This is a genomic window from Sphingomonas aerophila (genome assembly GCF_014199305.1).
GTDB lineage: Bacteria > Pseudomonadota > Alphaproteobacteria > Sphingomonadales > Sphingomonadaceae > Sphingomonas > Sphingomonas aerophila.
Genome location: NZ_JACIJK010000001.1, coordinates 17,054 through 37,506, shown reverse-complemented (window position 1 = coordinate 37,506; position 20,453 = coordinate 17,054). Strand labels below are relative to the sequence as shown.

Genomic DNA, 20,453 nt, shown 5'->3' with positions numbered 1-20,453 from the left:
CCGACAGCAGGCGAGAGCCGACGTCCGCTACGGATCGGAATTGCAGGCCGATAAGCGGGAAAAGGGAGGGGGAGAGGCACGGCGCCCCCTGGGAGCTGCACATGTTCAACACCACCAAGGCGTTTAAAAGGCAATTTATCCGTACGGAGGGCGGCTACCTTATATTCCCGTCACGAAAGCTTGGCGCGAAGCTCGTGACCGAGGCGGAATATGATCAGTTGCTGGCCGAGTGGGAAAGCGTTGCCGGACGGGCAGGTCGTTGGAAGACCGTAGGAGCGGTCTGCGCAATTGTTGCTCTGTGGACGTTGGTTTCGGACTGGCTGTCGTTTTCTGAATCGGCAGACAGTCTGCTGACCGCCGCTGTCGTCGTGACAATACTTGCCCGGCTCCTTTGGTCTAGCACCGCGCCACGGCGCCTCGTGAAAGGGCGACCGTCCGTCGCTCCACCAAGGCTACCAGCGCAGGCACGGCGTGAGGCCAGGGCTGCGCTTAGTTGGCCGATTGTGATTACAATCCTTCTCATTAGCGGGCTCGTCTTCTTAGGCAGCATCATTACACTCGATCGATCGGCTAGCGCATGGGCATGGCTTATCGGCAGCGGAGCGCTGCTCGGTCTCTATCTTTGGGTCGGGCTTAAAAAGCTCTCTGATGGCAGGAGCTGATCGCCCGGTGGTAGTGATTGTGCTCAGAAAGTCGGGCGTTAGCTGACGCTCAGCATTGCTCGAGCAATCTCACGGGCGAAGGCCTCGGCAGGCCTCTCGCTCAACTTAGCGGCGGAGCGGCTTGGGATCCTCGCGGCCAGCGCAAAATCCTTTTACGGCGCATCCAACGGACGAGCGCAAGTACAACCGCTAAGGCAACAAGCCAGGGCAGACCTGCAACCGCCGCGGTGACGAGCGCGGCAAGGCTCGTTGCTAGCGTGTCGCCTGCGGTCACGAGGCTGGCGCGAACCGGCGACTGTCGACCCGGCGTGTCATCAAAAGCATAATTGATTGTCACCCGAGACATGGCGACCCGCTGGGCAAGCTCCGCCTGTTCGCCACGCGCGGCGTCTAGCTCTTCCTGGGTGGCAGCATAGGCCCGCTCGGCCTCCACCAACTCGCCCACCTTGCCCTTGCCGGACCGGACGATGCTGAGCAGCCGCTCCGCAAGCGCCTGCTTGGCCCGCACTCGCGCATCGGTGTCGATCACCTGCCTCGTAACGTCCTCCGCCTCGACCTGCCGGTTCGCCAGCGTCGCCCCCCCGGCCAGCGCAAGGGCGTCGAGCCGGCGGTTCAGCTCCCCGGCCAGCCGGGCATCTACCAGCAGCACAGCCTCGTCGGTGACTAGGTGGTCTTCCGGTCCCGGCGCGTTCAGCGTCGACTTCACAACCAAGCAGCGCGTAGGACCCAATTGGCGACAAAGGGCCAGCTGCCGCCCTTGCACCTGCCCGACGGTGCGCCGGTCGAATGCATAGGTGACGGTGTAGGTGTAGGCGATGCGGGGCCCTGCGACAGCTGCGGGACTACCCGGCGCGCTAGGCGCCGGCTCTTCGACGTCGTACGCACTCAGGGTCTGCGCTTGCTTGTTCTGGGGCGCTTTCGCACACCCGGCCAGCAACGTCGCTGCCAGCAGAACTGTAGCATTGCGCATCATCTGCTTCTCCCCCGAGGCAAAGTCGTCCACGGGGCCCCGCTTCGTCAAGATGTGGCTATCGGCACACGCCTGTCTTTGATGATTCCGGCCATCGCCTGCTTACTAACGAGAGTGGCGCTCGAGGTTCGACGCTGTCCCGATTGGGATGCTATTTTGGGACTGTCCGGATTGGTCGTTAGCGGAAGCCAGCGCCGAGGGCTTTCACTTCTCCTCTCTTTCGTCCGTCTTCTTGCCTGGCCCAAACTCAGCTCGCAGGCCCACACCGCCGCCTCGCTGGAGACCAAACGACACCCCAGGGGCGAGTTGGACCCGCAAGGGCCTCGACAGAAAACCGTCCTGCTTTGGCGGGGGAAGAGGGCGAAGGCGGTACTGCTCGTTATCTCTCGGCCCACACACCACGACGTCGTCACTGTCCGAGGGGCCAGGACAGCCCGGCTTGGAAGCGGCGAGCAGATTGATCGTCTCAGGCGGCGCAGGCGCTGGTGCGACCTCGGCTTGCTGCACGTCGATCAACGCCGTCTCCTGTAACGGGCCGTATACTCCGGGAGCTGTCCTCTGCAGCGTTCCAGCGCCTGCACGTACCATGATGCATGCCACGACGCCTACAGCAGAGATGACGGCGCTTCGGGGCATCGGGGCGGACCCGAACGTCGGAAGTTTGGGTGAGCAGCGGAACGGCAGCTTTGGAGTGAGTGGGGCTGGATAGCGCCCGCAAGGACATCATAGTAGGCAATGGCTGTGACCCTGCTTTCCCTTCCCGACGGCACCTCGTCGTTGGAATTCGCGACGGATGATATCGCAACCGTGAAGCAGGCAATCTCCGATCTATTCGGTGGGGCGGCCAGCGAGTGGTTCACCACGTACTCCCGTGTGGTGTTTGGCGGTGAAACCTTCCTGTTTGAAAATGAGTGGGATGACCCGTGCCTGATCGCATCAACGGAGGCAGGTAGACGCCTGCTCACGCTGATTGAACGTCTGCTTTCGAGGACGGCTCCATAGCTCACCCACGTCTGGAACTGGCCGTGAGCCGACGTCGCTGCCTAGCTACGAAGCGGCGCTCGGACCGTCAGAAGCGCCGTGAAGTCCGGGTCTTCCACTGCCGCATCTTCGTCAGCAAGCTGGTAGATACCGGGCTGCGCAGGCTCGATTGCGTCAAGGACGGGCGCGACCGTGAAGTCGTCGCCTGTTTCCTGCCGAACCAAAATGCCGGCTTGCCGGTCGACTGAGACCACCGTCCCAAAAACCTGCTGACGCCGAAGCAGCTGGTTGTCGTGATCGACATAGGTGAGGCCGACGAGAAGCGTACAGCCGACCAAATCTTCGGCGAACTCTCCGTCCCAGCGATCGTCACCCTCTAAGCTCTCGAACTCTGCCATAGCTCTCCATGCCAAGCAGGCCGAATGACCGCCAGTGGGCGAGGGCTGCCGTCCCGATTGGGATGCTATTTTGGGACTGTCCGGCTTTTGGGTGGATTCGGGACCGGCAGCTTCAAGGTGCCATGGCCATGGTAGCGGACACAGCTAGTCAATGCTCTTCATTGTAGGTGTCAGTCGTGAAGTCGCGCGTAAAGCGGGAGCCGATGGGGGCGTCAATCAGGCTCAACCAGCTATCATCTCGGTTAAGCACCGCACCGACAGCAACGTACTGCGGCTTACGCGCATCCAACTCTTCGTCGCTCGCTTCACTCAATCTACCGCGAATGCGCCATCCACTGTCTGGGAACTTGTCACCTTCCTCCTGCATGTCGGGCTCTTCGCGGTAAATATATTCGACCGGCTCCGACCCGTCGAGAACGCACTCGTCCACGAGGCAACGCTCCCAGTATTCCCGGTATTCCATCGGAGGTGGAGCAGTCTCAGGACGGGCCCATTGGATCGAAAGGATACAATACCGCTGAAAACGGATGAGGTCACCTACTTTGAGCGAGGATGTCTTCTCGAACGGCTGATTGGCAAGTACCCCGGTAAGGTCCGTATCTCCGACGTCCTCGACGGTGACCCACATTCTCTCGATAGACCATTCTTCAGTTTCGTGAGTATACGCAAACGTCAATTTGACTAGGTCGCCCTTTCCAACAGCCGCAATCTCAGCGGGGCTCGGCAGAAAGAAGGTGTAGCGGGCATTCGCTGCAACAGGGCGTGGATCGAGCAGGGTGAAAGTCGGGGCCGTCATCCCTGTGATCGTAACGGGCGAACGCGCACCGACAAGCGACCGCTTCTAGGAAGCACATGCCGCAAGCTAAACGGCTAGAACTGGGCGATAGCTGCCGCCCCAATTGGGATGCTATTTTGGGACAGCCGGATGCGCTTTCCGCCCAGTCGTTAAAGAATGTGCGCCACGGGCGACGCGGTATGCTTTGCCCCTGTCATCTCGGCGCAGCTAGATAGTCAGCCTCAACGTAATCCTGCCTGCCCGTTCTCTCAGTGATCCAGAACCGGAGTTGTTTATACGTCGAGTGCATCGATGGAGTGTAGCTGACCTTCCTCACCCTGTGCTTAGTCCTATAAAGGATATTTCCTATGGTGCACGGGGGAGTTGCCGAAGATCCCAAGCAGTCGATCAATCCTATTACAGATCCAGAGCTGTTACTCCAGAATGATAGTCTCTGGTGAGTCTCGAACGGAATGCCTCCGCCATACCGAAGGACTCCGCCGAGCTCGAACTTGGCGCCCTTCAGCTTCCGGACTGTACTCGGCGGAGTGAAAGGATCAGGCAGTTCCGAGAAGGGCTTCGTCGGTATGAGAGAGTCGAACGTTGGATACGCGATGCCATAGAAGTCGGTGCCCCCGAACACGACAGCAGGAAATAGGCTGCTCACCGCTGGGGCGCAAACGCCCGTTATGCTGAAGCCGCCTGTGACCTTCCCGATGCGCGGACTAGAACCTGCGGACGTGAGAAGCATAGCGGCGTCGCTCTCAGAAAGATTGCTGAGGCTCGCCTGTTGCGCCTTGGCGTCGCAAGAACGCGGCAGCCTTATCGACCTTTCCTGTGCTGCGATGGGACCGTCACTGTGTGGGGGTTGAGCCGCCTGCACACCAACCGTCGCAAGCACCAGAGGCAACATCATCTACGTTTTCTTCCTCTCATGATCCCTTGCCGAAGACAATGCGATCGGTGCCGTCGCCGACGTAATCCTCAACTACCTCGAAGGTAGGACGATAGACCCACAGATCGCCAGATCCCTGTAGATTGAAGCCATAGCTGATCCGATCTGCTTTTTCGTCGATTGGTCCGGTTTCCAGGAGTATCGGTGTCCAGAGATGATCGCCCCTGAAGTTGCCGTAGTCTGTGTTTCCTCCGTCTCTCAACCCGCTGCGGCTACGTGACCCAAGCCATGTGACGATCCTCCCGGCCGCTCTCGTTGCCACCCAGAGTGTGAATCGCAGCCGCTTGCCTCGATAAGGCACCGCATCGAACTCACGCCGAAATCCAGCAAAGGCATACGGATAGGTCGTAGTCCCGCCCACGCACATCAGGCTGTCCTGCGCCATTCCACGGAACCTGTAGTTTTCCATCAAAATCCCGACCCGCTGCCAGAAGGCGGGGCCGGTGATCTGATCGGCATCGCGCACCCAGGCGAACTTATCGCCACGCGGAACGATGGCCATATATCGGTGAACACCCGCCTCCCAGCCTCTCGTATCGGCTGAGCCGCTGACCTTGACGCGATCCAGCGGATCACCAGCCTGCGGTGTGCACCGCCTCACCTTGCCTTTAATAATAACCGGACGCGATCCGGTGACGACTACATCCTGTCCGACTTCGGTGTTGACCAGGGCCTCAGACTTAGACGCCTGGATCGTTTGAGAAAGGGAAGAAGATGAGCACGCCATCAACACCAAGGCCAGGCTCATGGTCGACTTTACAGCGCCAATGGTCGTCAGAGTTTGTTGCAACAAGCTGAGCTTGCATGACCCACTCCTCACATCCTGCATCGCGACGTCTCTTTTCTAATCGCAATTCAGGACGGTTTACCGCCAACAGAGCAGCAGAAGGAAGGGAGTTCCCGCGTGAGATCTATCTGCTTCGGGCAGTTTGGCTCGACCGCCGAACCGTTAAGGTGTGGGCACTGCCGGCTGTTTGCAGCTTTCCCAAAAACGACGGTAGTCTGGGGCTGTCCGGGTATGGTGAAAACCCACAAGCGGCTAGGTGGGAACCAGAATGGCTCTCGTGCTAGGAACGGGTCCGTATGCTGCGCATTTCGACCATTGTTGCAGCTATCTTAGCCCTAGCCATTTCCTCCGACGGACCTGTACCGCCTACTCGTGCAGCGAAAGCCTACTTTCAGCGAGCGCTGGATCTGATCAGACATCATCACCGAAATCGACGTCAGGTCGATTGGGTGAAGCTCATCCCGCAAGCGGAGATCTTGCTCGCCGGCGCTAAAAGGCCCGCGGACACCTATGACGCAATACGTCTGGTTCTGGCTGCCCTCCACGAGCGCCATTCTTTCCTGCTCGATCCGTATCCCCTTCCAGCTTCCACTGGGGCGACGCCGACGCGGACAGACGCCGGTCCGTTGATGCCGTCATCGCGTCTCGTACAAAGCCGGTTCGGCTACGTGCGCCTTCCAGAGCTGGACACTCTGGGCCCAAACGGACGCGAGAGAGGAAAGGCCTACACCGCGACATTGCGACGTGCATTGCTAAGCATGGACCGCGCTGACCTTTGCGGCTGGATCGTCGACCTGCGGGGGAACGGCGGGGGCAATATGTGGCCAATGCTCCGCGGTCTGGACCCTCTGCTCGGCGCAGCGCCTTTCGGCTTCTTCGTTCTGCCGGACGGCACGAAAGAGGCATGGATACGATCGGAAGGGAGCATCTTTTCGTCGTCCGACGAACTTCCACCGAGCCAGCCCCTGTTCGAGCTGGCGCACTCGGCTGCCCCGGTCGCTGTTCTTATAGGGCGGGGTACGGCCAGTTCCGGCGAGATGACGGCTCTCGCATTTGTCGGGCGGCCCCGGACGAGGGTGTTCGGCGCAGCTTCTGCGGGCTTCACAACCGCTAATATGCCCTACATCCTCAGCGATGGAGCCGTCCTTCTGATCACTGAGACCAGCGTTCGGGACCGCACGGGTCGCGACTATGTGGGCTCAATCGAACCGGATGAGCACCTTGAGTACTTCAACATCGAAACAGGCGCACAACGCTGGTTGGCGAGCCAGTGCGCTCGCTGATCAGGAACAATGCCCTCCGCTTCAGTGCTAGGGATAAGCCAGCGCGGGCCCGGAGCCGCTGACCCGCCCTACCCAAAAGATGCCGTCGTAATTATCGTCCTCGCCGCCATTCTTAACTCTCAGAGCCATAAACGGAGCGGCTTTCATATTGGCCCACCCTTTCGTCGGGCGATCTCCACACTCAATTGCGTCATCCGGGACTGGCTTAGTTCGGTCCAGTTGCACATCCGGTCGGATGATGCAGTTCCACATCTTTCCTCCCGCGGTCCTCATATTTAACGACACGATCTCACCGGGGGACGCAAGCTGCATAGCCATTGGTCGATACACCCAGGAATTCTCTTCAATAGGCTTTTTACGTGCATGAAGATTTCCGGTGAGGACCAGAATGTGGTCATAATGACCGGCATCTGCAGCTTTGCGAATATTCTCGGCCTGCGCAGCCTCATGTGGTCCTTGACCGGGCAGACCTGCAAATCTGCGACGCTGGTCTTCATCTCGGAAGCCGTTGAACGCCACTATCGCGACCGATCTGCCGGCTTCCTTAAGCCGGTGCAGTTGAAGAAGAAGGTCGAGCATGGCGGCGCTAGCGACACCATCACGACGACCGGCCCATCCGACCTTTGTAATTGCAGCCTGGAAATTCGGATCGGGGAGGCGCCACGCCGCTTGGAACGCCTCATCGTTCACCGCGCTATGCTCAATGGCGACAAGAACGCGGTCCCCTTTATTGGCCAGAGAACACGCCACCTTACCTACGAAAGCGGGCGCCTCGCGTGTCCCATGTATCTCGCCAAAGATGACGAAGCGCGGATGGGCTCTCGCCACCCCCAACCAACCCGCAGGCATTGTGCACCGCTCACTTCGTTCGACGTGACGGTCAGTGGCGGGACGGTTGCCCACCATGAGGCCAGAAGCCAGAAGGGCCGAGGCCAAGCGCATCAGAGCACCAGCCATCGCGAGATTGGTGGAGCCGTTGGCAGTCACGCCGTCTTCTCCTGCGAAATCCCAAAACGTTCACCGCCAGTCATTGGATGCGGCACGCCGGTGGTTCCAGGGAAGGTAATCGGAAGTCCCGCTACCGAGCGGGCCGCCAGGAACGCGATTGCCTCCGCCTCGATAAAGTCACCTCGCAGTCCGAGCGCGTCTGCAGTGTCGCATCGGCCGACCCTGTCGGCGAGCGCGCGCATCATTGTAGGGTTGTGGCGTCCGCCCCCACATATCACCCAACGCCCGGGAGCACTCGGCAGTTGGTCTGCCGCTAGGCCGACGGTCTCGGCCGTGAACGCGGTCAGAGTTGCAGCGGCGTCCTCAATTGAAAGTGAGGTAACCGCGTCGAGCGAAAAGTCGTAGCGGTCGAGCGACTTGGCTCCGGCACGGTGGAAATAGGGTGAGTTCAGAAGCGAGGACAGAGCGCCAGCATCGACGTGTCCTGCCGCTGCATAACGTCCGCCATCATCATAGCGCCCCAATCCGCGCGCCTGTACGGCAAGGTCTACCAGGCCGTTCGCAGGCCCCGTGTCGAACGCGATCATTTCACCATCCCGCCCGAGCCACGTCAGGTTTGCGACCCCGCCCAGGTTCAGGAATGCTATGGGTCGTTCAGCGCCGATGCGATCGGCCAACGCGGCATGGTAGGCAGGCACGATCGGCGCTCCCTGTCCGCCGGCCGCAAGGTCCATCTGGCGAAGATTAGCGACGACAGGTACGCCCAACGCATCGGCCAGCGCCGAGGGATCTCCTAGCTGGATGGTGAGCCTCCGCTCCGGGCGATGGAGCACGGTTTGCCCATGAAACCCGACCAGGTCCAGATCGCCACCATCCTCGGCCCTCAATTGCTCCGCGGCCCTCACATGGGCGTCGAGCACGACCTGGGCGGCAGCCCCGGAGACAGCCGGCGTCTCGCCGCGACCATCCCGCAGTACAGCGTCCTCCGTCGCGGACACGAGGATGGAGCGCTCCTCGGTGGTGAACGGCAGCAGCAGGGCGGGTCCAAATTCAATCACCGTGACGCCATCCGTCTCGATGATCGCGGCGTCGACCCCGTCAAGCGACGTGCCGCTCATGAATCCCAGAACGCGCATTCAAACCTCCAAGACACGGCACCGGTGATGCTAACACCTGATTGAGCAGGGTCCGTTGATGGTGCACGTCTTTAAGCGACACCGCGAGAGCACCGCTTCTGATGGTTGCGAAAGGGAAGCCTAAACTCAGCACGTCCGGCGTCGCTCGCCGACCATCATGTGAGATTTAATAAGAGACCTGGGCAAGCAACAGCTGTGCGCTTGCAAGAACTGGGAACTGCGGCGACCATAAGGTACGCTGGGGAGAGCCCGATGTTGCGCCTACACACAATCGTTCTCTGTGCGGTGATGATGACTGGGCCGTCGTGTGACGCGGTGAAAGCGGTCGCGGGCACCAATCAGTCAGCATCTGCCGCAGAAAAGACGCTGCCAAGTACGCCGGGTATTTGGCAAGCGCCAAGGGGGCTGAAGCAAACCAGGATTTGGCCAGGCGCAGCGCCGGACGGCACGTTCCGGCCGCAGCCGCCCGAAAGCGTTCACACGTATGATGACGCTGCTGCGGTCGGGGGCAAATCCCAAGCGGTTCTCAACATAGCCGAACCAACCATGACGGTCGTGCCGCCCAGGGGAAGGAACACCGGCACGGCTGTTGTGGTGTTTCCAGGTGGCGGCTTCCAGATGGTCTTTGTCGGTCTGGAAGGCCTGGAGATCTGCGATTGGCTGACCAGCAAGGGCGTCACTTGCATCCTTTCGAAGTACCGAGCTCCTGGTGGGAACGACTTCTGGGACTCAAAGCTCAATCGTAGAATCACACCCGAGATACCCCGCGCGCTTCAAGACGCGCAGCGTACAATCCGGCTGGTACGATCGATGTCGGGTGAGCTAGGTATCGATCCACACCGGATTGGCGTTCTAGGCATGTCGGCTGGCGGATATCTGGTTGCTCAAACGAGCAACATATTCGCTCCGACCTATCGGACGGTCGATGCGATCGATAGCATCAGTAGTCGACCAGACTTCGCTATCGCGCTTTACCCGGGCCATATCTGTCGCGCTGGTGGCGTTTTCGACCCTACTCTACCGATGTCAAAGCAAGCTCCTCCCACCTTCATTGCTCAAGCGTGGAACGATCAAACAGACCCGGTCTGTAATAGTCTGATGTATGCGGCCGCACTCGATAAGGTCGGCGTCTCCACAGAGCTCCACCTTTTTGCGCAAGGTGGTCATGCCTTTGCCCTGCGTCACGCAAGTGAGCCCATTGGCCAATGGGCTCAGCTTGTAGAGCTTTGGCTCAAGCAGATCGGCATGCTTTAGTGCGGGCATATTGGCAGGTAGAGGTGGCGGAGCTTAGGCAGTAGCCACAGAAGTTTCCCCCCTGAAGAAATGGCGATGGCTAGGTGCCGGCCCTGTGCCCAAGTGCGTAGACGTGCGCCCACTAACAGGTTGGTTTACCGGGCCGAGGCAGGGCCTTGTTGGTGTCGAGCACAGAGAAGCCCATGCCCGCACCATATCGTCGCAACAGGTTGGCATGACCTGCGCCAGAGACGGCCACGGTTCTGTCTCCAGCTGCGCCAGCGACACGCTTGAGATTGGCGGCGATACGCAGGTTACGCGCGTGCCAGGCTCCCACCCAAGCTGCTCCTGGATTCATCTTCGCGTCACCGAAGGTGGCGATGCGATAATAAGTGCTCTCGTCCCAAGCTACATATTCGGGCGAGTTCAGATCGCGCAGCCACTCGGCGATTGGGCGACAGCGATTGAGCTTGTCCTGCGCATTCACCCGGCGCTGTCCATCGGCTGTTATCGCCGACAGCTCCCCTGATCGGCCATGCACTTCGAGCCACTTGCCGAAGTCGTAATCATCATCATTTCCCGGCGCTTGTTCCAACCAGTTCACGGCGTCCACGCGAGGCAGATTCAGCATCGCCGCAAGTCGCAATCCGATCTGGTCGATCTCGTCTCCGGTAAGGACGTACTTACCCGCACGGTATGCTGCATACCGCTCATCAAGTGCAGCTTGCTTTGTCGCTGACCATTCAACCGCGACGTGGTTCGGGCGCAATGCGGCCAACGCTGAGACGATCTCCATCATCTCGCGCTGACGGACCTGTGTAAGCACGTCCTCCACATTCGAGTTTATCAAATCGCGATGATGATTGGCGAAGTGAGGCACGCCGAGGACGAGCAAGTGGGGCATCACTGGTTTGGTTTGAATGGGTGGCGCGGCTGAGATGGCGGGAAGCAGCAGCACGGCAAGGAATTGTCGGACGCGCATGGAACCTCCGGCAGGTGTATCACCTCAATCACACACAGGCGTTGCCGGCTCAAGCTGTATCTGGCTCCCGTTCGACGTGACCTAAGCCGTCCCAATTGGGAAGGTCGAGCGAGACGGCTGACCAGCCAGGGCAGGGCTTCTCGGCCCTCAGCGGGGCCATATTCCCAAAACCTGTTCCCAATTGCTTTTTCCCGAAATGGGCTGGGGGAGACGGAGTTATGGGACAACGGTAGTGTTTCGAAAGTCCTAACTTCTGCAACAGCCAATCTACGTCGGGTGCCACCGAGCGGGGTGCCCGAACCGAGCTTCAGATCCTGCTCGACTTCCTGCGCGAGGGCGACACCCTGGTAGTGACCCGCATCGACCGGCTCGCACGATCGATGAAGGACCTGCAGGACATTGTGCATGAGCTGAAGGGCAGGGGGGTTGCCCTGAAAGCGACCGAGCAGCCGATCGATACCGGCACTGCTGCCGGCAAGGCATTTCTCGACATGCTCGGTGTCTTTGCCGAGTTCGAGACCAACCTGCGCAAAGAGCGCCAGGCAGAGGGCATTGCTGCTGCCAAGGCGAGGGGGGTGTACAAGGGCGGCAAGGCGCGGATCGACCCTGAAGCCGTGCGCAAGCTGGCGAGTGAAGGGGTCAGGCCTTCTCACATTGCTCGTCAGCTCGGGATCTCACGCGGGACGGTATACCGCTTCCTGCCAACAAGCATGGTCGACGGCCAAGGCTGAACCTGGCTGGCGGTCGAGTTGCTGTTCTCGTCCGTGGCGGGAAGTCAGGCTAGCGTTGCCACGCTCGTCAGCTGGGCACCGGCGATGTTTGTGTCTGCTGCGCTCATGTGCAGCCTTCCTTTCGCGATGAGGTTGGTGTCGGTGAGGTCGCGATGGTCGATCCACCACTTTGCGTCCGTCACGGCCACGCACGCCTGATGGCCGCTCGCATCATCGATGCTGGGGGCGGCCATGATCGCGGCAAGGCGTTTCGCACGAATGGTTGTCGCCCAGGAGACCTGGCGCCCGCTGCCGACGAGCTCTGGCAGATCGAGATGCGCGATCGCGGTAGCATTCCGCGCTGCGGCTTCGGCTTCCTCTGAGCGCTTGTCGTCGACAAAGCAGATCCGGCACTTGGTTGTGCGTAGCCAGCGCGCCTTGCGGTCCTGCTGAGAGGGATAGCCGGGAATATAGTGGGCCTGCTCGTGACCGCAGGCGTGCGCGATGCGATGTTCCATTCTGCCACCATGCCGGGGCCGGCTTTGACGGCAACCATCATGAGTCGAGTTGAATCAGATGTGCGGTCAGTTGCTGATGCTAAGTCGCAAGGATTGGCATCCCCTCGCCGGTCTGATGCGCGTTGCGATGATCACCTGTGGGTCTAGACGAAGCCTTCTGGGAATGATCCTTTTAACCTTGTGCATGCCTCGACGAAGGACCTGTCGTAGGCAGGTCCGTAAACGCTTACACTTGACAGGCACCACGCTTGGACGAGTTGGCGAGGGTAGGTGAGGCATGTCAGAGCGGTGGACTCCAGAGGAGGCGCACACATGGTTCGAGGCACAGCCGTGGCATGTGGGATGCAACTTCACCCCGTCATATGCCATCAATCAGCTGGAGATGTGGCAGCCCGAGACCTTTAACCTGGCCGTTATGGAGCGGGAACTCCGGCTAGCGTCGTCGATCGGTATGAACTCGGCTCGCGTCTACCTGCATGATCTGCTCTGGATGCAGGACGCGCCAGGCTTTCTCAAACGGGTTGATCAATTCCTGAGCGTTGCAGACCAACAGGGCATTCGCATCATGCTCGTGTTGTTCGATTCGTGTTGGGATCCTGAGCCTTGTCTCGGCTTACAGCGCGCGCCTCGTGCGGGAGTGCACAATTCCGGCTGGGTGCAGTCACCCGGCGTACCGGTGTTGCATGACCACGGGCAGCACGGGCGGCTTGAGGCATATGTAAAAGGTGTAGTCGAACGCTTTGCTGCCGACCCACGTGTGTTCGCCTGGGATATTTGGAACGAGCCGGATAACGGGCCTGAGGTGGCGCTCTGCGACCCCGCGCTGCTCAGCGCCAAGGCAGACTTGGTCGTGCCGCTTATGGTGGCGGCATTCGGTTGGGCACGCGAGTGCAAGCCGACGCAACCGCTGACTAGCGGCATCTGGCTGGGTGACTGGTCGGCGCCAGATCTTCTGAGCCCGATCCAGCGCGCGCAGACCAGCCATTCCGACATCATCTCGTTCCACAACTACGGTACCGCCGAGGACTTCGTAACCCGGGTCAAATGGCTGAGCGCCATGGGCCGTCCTCTACTCTGCACAGAGTTCATGGCGCGGCCCGCAGGTAGCACGTTTCAGGCAATCCTTCCGGCAGCAAAGGAGCACCGTGTAGGCTCGTTTTGCTGGGGCCTGGTTCGCGGCAAGACCCAAACGCACTTGCCGTGGGATAATTGGTCTAGTCCCTTGCCTGAGGTCGCCAAGGATGCGTGGTTCCACGACATCTTTGATGAAACCGGCAAACCTTACGATGCTGAGGAGGTCGAGTTCCTGAGAATGCTAAGCGCCGTCTGAAACGGTCCTTGATCCTCGGCTTATTAGCTGTCTGACGGGTTACTCCGGCGAGAGCGCCCATGCTGGTATTGCCGACAGCTTCTTACGAAAGCCATTCACTTTTGGGTTTCTAGAACGTGAGGTCAAAGCCTTACTGGCTGCCTAGGGTCCGCGTCTAACGCGGCCCTGACTTGGGCCCGGTTTGTCGCCGGCGTCAGGCTTCTCGCCAGCCGCGACCGCTCGGGCCCGAGATCGAATGTCGCCTGTTGAAGCGGCATGGAAACCGAACAGGACGCCACAGTCGTAGAAGCGCTCGACCGGCGCCTTAGCGCGCAGGTTAATCAAAAACGAAAGACGTGGCCCGTCCGGCTGATGGGGGCCGCCAGCGAGATCGGCGACCAGCCGCAGATGCGGCTTCTATGCGCTGCCACTATCGGTATCGCCGTGGTCGGGCGTGACAACCGTCTCCTGAAGACCGGAATCAAGATGCTCTCGGCCCATACTCTAGCCACTTGGGCGAAGAGCGGCGTCAAATCTGTCGTTAATCGCACCCGGCCCGAAAGCGGAGACGACCCGGCCGTGCGATGGGGGGACAGCGACGCTCACGAGGAGAACTCGTTTCCTTCTGGCCATAGTGCAGGGGCCGTGTCCGTTGCTGAAGCGTTCGCGCGTAATTACCCGAACCATGCCCTTGCAGCCCGAACGGCGGCGTTCGTCGTCGCTGCGGTGCAAGTGCCGCGGGGTACCCATTACGCGGGCGATGTGGCTGCAGGAGTGGTAATCGGCTTTGCCGCTGAGAAGGCAAGCGAAGCCGCACTAGGGCGAGGTTTGCGGAGCTTTGTTGCAGCACGCTCTAGGCCGTGGCGACCGTACGAGGCCTAAGCGGTAAGCGACCGGACGATTTTCGACTCTCAGAAGAAGGCCGAGAGAGCGGGCTAGTACCGTTCCGGACGTTTCGCTGGCATCGGATGGGCCGGAGCGCTAGTGAACGGTTGGGGTAACATCATCGAGCGTTATGACTGTGGATCGGGATCGTGAGCTGCAAAGGCTCGCCGCGCTGGCGTCGTATGACGTACTCGACACGCCCCGCGAGCCGTCCTTTGACGAGATCGCGGCACTTGCGGCCAAGCTGTGCGGGGTGCCGATCGCGGTTGTGAACTTAATCGGCGACGGTCGTCAGTTCTTCAAAGCTGAAGTTGGGCTCGGTGTGCGCGAGACGCCGCTCGAAAGCTCGTTCTGTGCAAAAGCGATTCTCGAAGAGGATTTCCTGCTGGTGCCAGACGCGACGCAGGATCAGCGGTTCAAATGTAATCCGTTGGTAGTCGGAGAGCCCCACTTACGGTTCTACGCTGGCGCGCTGCTGAAGACAGAAAGCGGATTGCCGATCGGGACCTTGTGCGTCCTTGACCACAGGCCACGGCAGCTGACCGAGCTTCAGCAAGAGGCTCTGCGCGTCCTTGCCCACCAGGTCATGGCTCAGCTCGAATTGCGCCGAACGCTGGAGGAGCGGGAGCGACAACATATGGAGGCGCTTGCTAGCGAGGAGCGGTATCGCCTGATCCTCGACAGCGCCCATGAGTACGCCATCATCACCATGGACGAAAGTCGCCGCATCACAAGCTGGTCGTCCGGCGCCGAGGCTGCGTTCGAGTGGACCGAGCAGGACGCGATTGGCCGCTCGATAGACGAGCTGTTCACCCCTGAGGATCAAGCTGCGGGAATTCCAGAAGCGGAGGTCCACCAAGCGGCGGTCGAGGGTTGCGCGCCCGACGTCCGCTGGCATCAACGGGCTGACGGTTCACGCGTTTTCATGAACGGGTCCACTCATCCGTTGGCCCACGGCGGTGCGCGGCGGGGCGGGTACCTGAAGATTGCTCGCAATGAGACCGCCCTTCGTCAGCAGTCGGAAGAGCTGGCCCGAACACGGGCCGAGCTGGTCGACAGCGAAGCGCGCTTTCGGAACATGGCCGACAACGCCCCGGTAATGATGTGGGTGACGGACCAGAGCGGCTATTGCACCTACCTGAACCGTGGCTGGTATGAGTTTACCGGCCAAGCTGAAGATGCAGCGATCGGCTTCGGCTGGCTTGACGCCACGCACCCTGAGGACAGAGCGGAAGCCGAGCGCGCCTTCGTGGAAGCAAACGCGGCTCAGGTACCGTTCCGGGTCGAATATCGCCTGCGCCACGCGGACGGTGGCTACCGCTGGGCTATTGACGCCGCGAGCCCGCGGTTTGGCGCTGACGGTGAGTATCTCGGTTATGTTGGCTCGGTCATCGACATTCAGGACCGCCGGGAGGCTGAGGAGCGGATTCGGAGTAGTGAACAGCAGCTACGCCTTGCGACTGATGCAGCCGAGATCGGCATGTGGGACGTCAATCTCGATAACGATACGCTGTTCTGGCCACCCCGGGTAAAGGCCATGTTCGGCATATCGCCCGACGTTTCGGTCAGCATGGCAGACTTCTACGCCGGCCTACATCCAGACGATCGGGAGCACGCATCGGTCGCGTTTGCCGCTGCTGTCGATCCCCATACCCGCGCCGTGTACGACGTGGAATACCGCACGGTTGGCAAGGAAGATCAGGTCGTCCGCTGGGTCGCTGCCAAGGGACGTGGCGTCTTCGACGAGGCGGGCGTCTGCCGTCGCGCCATCGGTACGGCCATCGACATCACGGAACGGAAGAAGATAGAGCAGGCCCTCAAGGACCTGAATGAAACGCTGGAACAACGGGTTGCCGAAGAAGTCGACCAGCGTTTGAAGGTCGAGGAAGCTCTGCGCCAAGCGCAAAAGATGGAGGCTGTCGGACAGCTGACGGGCGGCATTGCGCACGACTTCAACAATATGCTGACGGGCGTGATTGGCAGCCTGGACCTGGTTCAGCGTTATATCGCCTCCGGCAAGATGGAGCGGGTTGGCCGCTACATCGACGCCGCGACTACCTCCGCTCACCGGGCGGCCGCACTGACGGAAAGGCTGCTTGCATTCGGACGCCGGCAATCGCTTGATCTGCGCCCGGTGAGCGTAAATGAGCTCGTGGGCGGCATGGAGGACATGCTCCGGCGGACCCTGGGAGAGCAGGTTGCATTGGCAACTCACCTTTCACCCGATCTCTGGGCTGGATCCACGGACGCCAATCAGTTTGAGAGCGCATTGCTTAATCTCTGCATCAACGCCCGTGACGCCATGCCTCACGGCGGGAAGCTCACGATCGAAACGGCTAACACCCACCTTGATGATCGATACGCGCGCGATCACGCAGAAGTCTCACCAGGTGATTATGTTGTAATCTGTGTTTCGGACTCGGGCACCGGCATGGCCCAAACAACCATCGAAAAAGCATTCGAGCCCTTTTTCACGACAAAGCCTGTCGGCCAGGGAACGGGACTAGGCCTGTCCATGATCTACGGGTTTGCTCGCCAGTCTGGTGGCCATGTCCGCATCTACAGCGAGCTTGGCCAGGGCACGACCGTAAAACTCTACGTTCCGCGCTACCATGGCACCTTGGAAGTCGTGCCGGAGCAGAAGGCAACGGTTCCAGTCGGTCATGGAGAGACGGTTCTGGTAGTGGAAGACGACCACTCCGTTCGTATGATCGTGCTCGAAGTGCTTGATGAGCTTGGGTACCATGCGATCGAGGCGACAGATGGGCAGACAGCTATCCCGGTTCTGCAGTCCGATCGCAAAATTGACTTGCTCGTATCAGACGTTGGCCTGCCAGGACTGAACGGGCGACAAATCGCGGAGATCGCGCGTCAGCACCGACCCAACCTTCGAGTGCTGTTTATCACAGGCTACGCCCAGAATGCGGCTGTCCGGGGTGGCTTCCTTGATCATGGCATGGAGATGATCACCAAGCCGTTTGCGCTTGACGCGTTAGCGACCAAGATCCGGGAGATGCTTCGGGTTTGACTGTCGTGTTGCACTGGGCCCATTCTCGAAAAAAAAGGGGCAAGCCGGTGGTGACCGCCTTCTGGAAGCCAGTTGAGCCTGCGGTAAGTCGGACCATGTGCTGCCGCGGGCACTACTTTTGCTGACTCTGAATTAAGCTACAGGCGTCAGCCTCGGTAGCGCCCGGCTCCGAGCGCCCCTTTACGAAGCTACGCGGTCTATCAACCTAGTCGCCAGCTCTGCAGGCCATTCGTCCTTCGCGGTCTCGACTAGGCTACTCAGCAAGAGAGCACGGCCACTGGATCCCTAAACCCGGTAGGCAGCAGCAAGCGAGCAAAATTGTAGGAAAAAGTGGGCTTACCTGCCAAGTTACGACAGCTGTTCGCTCTTAAGTTGCAGAACCTTACGCGATATATCGGCCCGAACCGGGCCTTTCACGGGAGAGCAGTCCGATCGCTCAAGGTGAGAACAAATGACCAGTCCCATACTCCTGCTCGTGGTAGAGGACGAACCTGCAATCCAGATCTTGATGGAAGACGTGCTGAAGGACGCGGGCTTTGCGGTGCGGGTCGCTACCTTCGGCGAGGAGGCAGTCAGCATCCTGGATGACGACAGCGTTCGACCGGTCGGCCTCATCACCGACGTCCGACTTGGGCAAGGCATCATAGGCTGGGACGTCGCGCGGCATGCCCGGGAACGGCACGCGGAGATCGCGGTCGTGTATGTCACCGGCGACAGTGCGGCCGACTGGGCTGCCTACGGGGTGCCCAAAAGCTTGCTGCTGCCAAAGCCATTTGCAAACGCCCAGCTCGTTGCCGCCATAACTACCTTGCTCAACGAGCAAGCCACCAGCCTCTGTTGATCGCTAGCAGCACCAGCGCGACGAAGCTCTATACGCATCAACGTCAGGCGTATCGACGTCCTCGATGAGGTGAAAGTGGAAGCGGGCGTGATGTCACGGGCTGAAGGCACGCGTGTCTCGGATGTCCGGGATTGCCGGGCTCCGGGTTGGCGATGTGTTTCGTTAACCCTTTCAGATTAGACGGCAATTATCTTTAACCGAGTCCTCGTCGGTAGGAGCACCGAGACGACCATGCATCACTTCGCTCCGCCTGTTTTGCCGCCTTGCACGCGCCACCCCGTTCCGACGCCCGGAGTGGGCGGCGACCTTGGCGAGAAGCTTGCTCTTCTCGACGCCAGTAAGCAGGGCATCTTCCTGATCGACCTGGACGGTAGGCTGGCGTGGATGAACGCAGAAGCCATGCGCCTGACCGAGGTGCGCGATCCAGCGTTCGTGATCGGACGGGACTGGCTGTCTTTTTGGCCGCGCGAAGAACAACGTGCCGTGTCATCGGCTCTCGCCTCGGCTCGGATCGGTATTCCAGCCACCTTCGCTGCGACCTGTCCTACTGTCGCCAGGACCCAGGCGTGCTGGGAGGTGATCATATCGCCTGACGGACCGCCGGTAGCAGGCGAGGCGACCATGATAGCCTTTATCAGGGACGTCACCGAACGAGAGGCAGCGCAGAAGAAGCTCGAATGGGCCGCAACACACGACGGCCTGACTGGCCTCGCGAACCGTGCGCTTTTCTACGCTCGCCTCGATGAAAAGATTAAGCGGGCTCAGGCCGATGGGGGTAGCTTCGGCTTGGTCGCGTTCGATCTCGATCGCTTCAAGCAGATCAACGAGCGTATCGGGCACGCTGGCGCCGATGCCCTGTTGCGCGGCTTTGCAGCCCGGCTCGCCGAGATCCTTCCTGCGGGAGGTCTTGCAGCGCGTTTTGGCGGCGACGAGTTTGTGGCGCTGATCGACCTTCCCGCAGGAGCCGACGTCCAGTCGCTCGTCGAGCTCATGTTGGAACGTCTTCGCCTCCCTTATAATCATGCTGGGCGGCCGATCGAGTGCACGGCCAGTGCCGGTGTTGCGGTGTTCCCACTTGGAGGTCGAACGCCCGACGACCTGTACATGAACGCCGACATCGCGCTTCTGACAGGCAAGTCACAGGAAGCCGGCCGGGCACTGGTTTTCAGCGGTGACATGCGGCAGGCCCTCCAACGTCGCGCATCGTCTTTGGAAGTCGCTGCAACAGCCATCGCGAACTGCTGGATCGAGCCGCACTACCAGCCGAAGTTCGATCTCGCTTCGGGCAAGCTATGTGGACTTGAGGCCCTCCTGCGCTGGCGCCAGCCCGGCGGGCAATGGCAATCGCCGGAGACCATAACGGCCGCTTTCGATGACAAGTGCCTGGCGACCAGGATCACCGATACAATCTTCGGGAAGATCGTGTCCGACTTGAGCCGCTGGGGAGACAGCTCGTGTGCCGTGCCCGTCGCCTTCAATGCGGCAGCCGCTGACTTCCGGGTCGAGAATTTCGCCGAACGCCTTTTGACACAACTGGCACAAGCGGGCGTGCCCGCCTCCATGATCGAGCTTGAGGTTACCGAAGGGGTGTTCCTGGGCGACGGTGCACCCCACGTTGCCCGAGTATTACGCAAGCTAAGCAATGAGGGCGTTCGGATAGCACTCGACGACTTCGGTACGGGCTATGCCTCACTGTCTCACCTCAAGCAGTTCCCGGTGGACGTCATCAAGATCGATCGCAGCTTCGTTAGCAGCGTTACCGAAAGTCATGAGGATCGCGCGATCGTGCGGACGATGATCGATCTTGGCAAAAGCATGTCGATCGAAGTGGTAGCCGAAGGCATCGAGGATGCCGCACAACTCGCTTTCCTGCAGCAGGCAGGGTGCAATGTCGGGCAAGGCTTCCACTTCGGCAAGGCGGTGCCGGCAGCCGAGATAGAAACACGCCACCTTCATGTGGGCACGGCCTGCGAGGCCGTGTTTGCCTCTGGCGAGACGCATCAAAATTGGGGGCGCGACCGCGCCCTGGCAGGTCAACAGGTCCTATAATCA

At 60.4% G+C, this 20,453-nt stretch carries 18 protein-coding genes and 2 pseudogenes; 12 read left to right on the top strand and 8 right to left on the bottom strand.

The genetic code is table 11. The features are described from left to right. Positions 1-101 precede the first annotated feature (101 nt). Positions 102-662: a hypothetical protein gene (locus FHS94_RS00170; protein WP_184053089.1), complete on the top strand. Its 561-nt coding sequence runs from the start codon at positions 102-104 to the stop codon at positions 660-662. Positions 663-762: 100 nt separating this feature from the next. Here FHS94_RS00170 and FHS94_RS00165 read toward each other — a convergent pair whose 3' ends face one another. Next, positions 763-1,665 carry a DUF4349 domain-containing protein gene (locus FHS94_RS00165; protein ID WP_184053086.1) on the bottom strand — a complete coding sequence of 301 codons (903 nt, stop codon included), beginning with the start codon at positions 1,663-1,665 and terminating at the stop codon, positions 763-765. 708 nt (positions 1,666-2,373) lie between these two features. Here FHS94_RS00165 and FHS94_RS00160 point away from each other — a divergent pair. Further along, positions 2,374-2,634, top strand: a complete 261-nt coding sequence (locus tag FHS94_RS00160) for a hypothetical protein (RefSeq protein WP_184053083.1) — start codon at positions 2,374-2,376, stop codon at positions 2,632-2,634. 41 nt (positions 2,635-2,675) lie between these two features. On the opposite strand, the gene FHS94_RS00155 is transcribed toward FHS94_RS00160, so the two are convergent. The 3 genes from FHS94_RS00155 to FHS94_RS00145 form a co-directional block, all read right to left on the bottom strand. Next, the gene (locus tag FHS94_RS00155; protein ID WP_184053080.1) at positions 2,676-3,011 is read right to left on the bottom strand and encodes a hypothetical protein; all 336 of its coding nucleotides are present in this window, start codon (positions 3,009-3,011) and stop codon (positions 2,676-2,678) included. Between the two features lie 148 nt (positions 3,012-3,159). Further along, positions 3,160-3,807 carry an immunity protein Imm33 domain-containing protein gene (locus FHS94_RS00150; protein WP_184053076.1) on the bottom strand — a complete coding sequence of 216 codons (648 nt, stop codon included), beginning with the start codon at positions 3,805-3,807 and terminating at the stop codon, positions 3,160-3,162. A 911-nt stretch (positions 3,808-4,718) separates the two neighbouring features. Next, complete coding sequence (locus FHS94_RS00145) at positions 4,719-5,489, bottom strand: hypothetical protein (protein ID WP_221234450.1); 771 nt, start codon at positions 5,487-5,489, stop codon at positions 4,719-4,721. Positions 5,490-5,824: 335 nt separating this feature from the next. Between FHS94_RS00145 and FHS94_RS00140 the strand changes: the two genes are divergently transcribed. Continuing rightward, positions 5,825-6,811 carry a S41 family peptidase gene (locus tag FHS94_RS00140; protein ID WP_184053070.1) on the top strand — a complete coding sequence of 329 codons (987 nt, stop codon included), beginning with the start codon at positions 5,825-5,827 and terminating at the stop codon, positions 6,809-6,811. A 27-nt stretch (positions 6,812-6,838) separates the two neighbouring features. On the opposite strand, the gene FHS94_RS00135 is transcribed toward FHS94_RS00140, so the two are convergent. Both FHS94_RS00135 and FHS94_RS00130 read right to left on the bottom strand, forming a co-directional pair. Beyond that, positions 6,839-7,798: a hypothetical protein gene (locus FHS94_RS00135; RefSeq protein ID WP_184053067.1), complete on the bottom strand. Its 960-nt coding sequence runs from the start codon at positions 7,796-7,798 to the stop codon at positions 6,839-6,841. Next, a complete protein-coding gene (locus tag FHS94_RS00130) occupies positions 7,795-8,895 on the bottom strand; it encodes an anhydro-N-acetylmuramic acid kinase (RefSeq protein ID WP_184053063.1) in 1,101 nt (366 codons plus the stop codon). Before FHS94_RS00130 ends, FHS94_RS00135 begins: the two co-directional genes overlap by 4 nt. A 291-nt stretch (positions 8,896-9,186) precedes the next feature. Here FHS94_RS00130 and FHS94_RS00125 point away from each other — a divergent pair, with 291 nt between their 5' ends. After that, positions 9,187-10,149, top strand: a complete 963-nt coding sequence (locus tag FHS94_RS00125) for an alpha/beta hydrolase (protein WP_221234449.1) — start codon at positions 9,187-9,189, stop codon at positions 10,147-10,149. A 121-nt stretch (positions 10,150-10,270) separates the two neighbouring features. On the opposite strand, the gene FHS94_RS00120 is transcribed toward FHS94_RS00125, so the two are convergent. Beyond that, positions 10,271-11,110 carry a DUF5694 domain-containing protein gene (locus FHS94_RS00120; RefSeq protein WP_184053060.1) on the bottom strand — a complete coding sequence of 280 codons (840 nt, stop codon included), beginning with the start codon at positions 11,108-11,110 and terminating at the stop codon, positions 10,271-10,273. Between the two features lie 281 nt (positions 11,111-11,391). Between FHS94_RS00120 and FHS94_RS19770 the strand changes: the two are divergent. Continuing rightward, a pseudogene (locus FHS94_RS19770) lies at positions 11,392-11,679 on the top strand (recombinase family protein); the annotation flags it as partial. A gap of 6 nt (positions 11,680-11,685) precedes the next feature. Then, positions 11,686-11,841, top strand: a complete 156-nt coding sequence (locus tag FHS94_RS19765) for a helix-turn-helix domain-containing protein (protein WP_343055129.1) — start codon at positions 11,686-11,688, stop codon at positions 11,839-11,841. A gap of 44 nt (positions 11,842-11,885) precedes the next feature. Here FHS94_RS19765 and FHS94_RS00110 read toward each other — a convergent pair whose 3' ends face one another. Beyond that, positions 11,886-12,338 carry a hypothetical protein gene (locus FHS94_RS00110; protein WP_184053057.1) on the bottom strand — a complete coding sequence of 151 codons (453 nt, stop codon included), beginning with the start codon at positions 12,336-12,338 and terminating at the stop codon, positions 11,886-11,888. A 382-nt stretch (positions 12,339-12,720) separates the two neighbouring features. On the opposite strand from FHS94_RS00110, the gene FHS94_RS00105 reads away from it, so the two are divergent. The 6 genes and pseudogenes from FHS94_RS00105 (at position 12,721) to FHS94_RS19285 (ending at position 20,450) form a co-directional block, all read left to right on the top strand. Then, complete coding sequence (locus FHS94_RS00105; RefSeq protein WP_246348265.1) at positions 12,721-13,668, top strand: cellulase family glycosylhydrolase; 948 nt, start codon at positions 12,721-12,723, stop codon at positions 13,666-13,668. Positions 13,669-13,923: 255 nt separating this feature from the next. After that, on the top strand, positions 13,924-14,529 hold the full coding sequence (locus FHS94_RS00100) for a phosphatase PAP2 family protein (protein ID WP_184053051.1): 606 nt from the start codon (positions 13,924-13,926) through the stop codon (positions 14,527-14,529). Between the two features lie 133 nt (positions 14,530-14,662). Further along, a complete protein-coding gene (locus tag FHS94_RS00095; protein ID WP_184053048.1) occupies positions 14,663-17,560 on the top strand; it encodes a PAS domain S-box protein in 2,898 nt (965 codons plus the stop codon). 451 nt (positions 17,561-18,011) lie between these two features. After that, positions 18,012-18,401 carry a response regulator gene (locus tag FHS94_RS00090; protein WP_184053045.1) on the top strand — a complete coding sequence of 130 codons (390 nt, stop codon included), beginning with the start codon at positions 18,012-18,014 and terminating at the stop codon, positions 18,399-18,401. Between the two features lie 231 nt (positions 18,402-18,632). Then, positions 18,633-19,496, top strand: a pseudogene (locus tag FHS94_RS19870) (diguanylate cyclase domain-containing protein); the annotation flags it as partial. A gap of 9 nt (positions 19,497-19,505) precedes the next feature. Beyond that, on the top strand, positions 19,506-20,450 hold the full coding sequence (locus tag FHS94_RS19285; RefSeq protein ID WP_246348263.1) for an EAL domain-containing protein: 945 nt from the start codon (positions 19,506-19,508) through the stop codon (positions 20,448-20,450). The last annotated feature ends 3 nt before the right edge of the window (positions 20,451-20,453 follow it).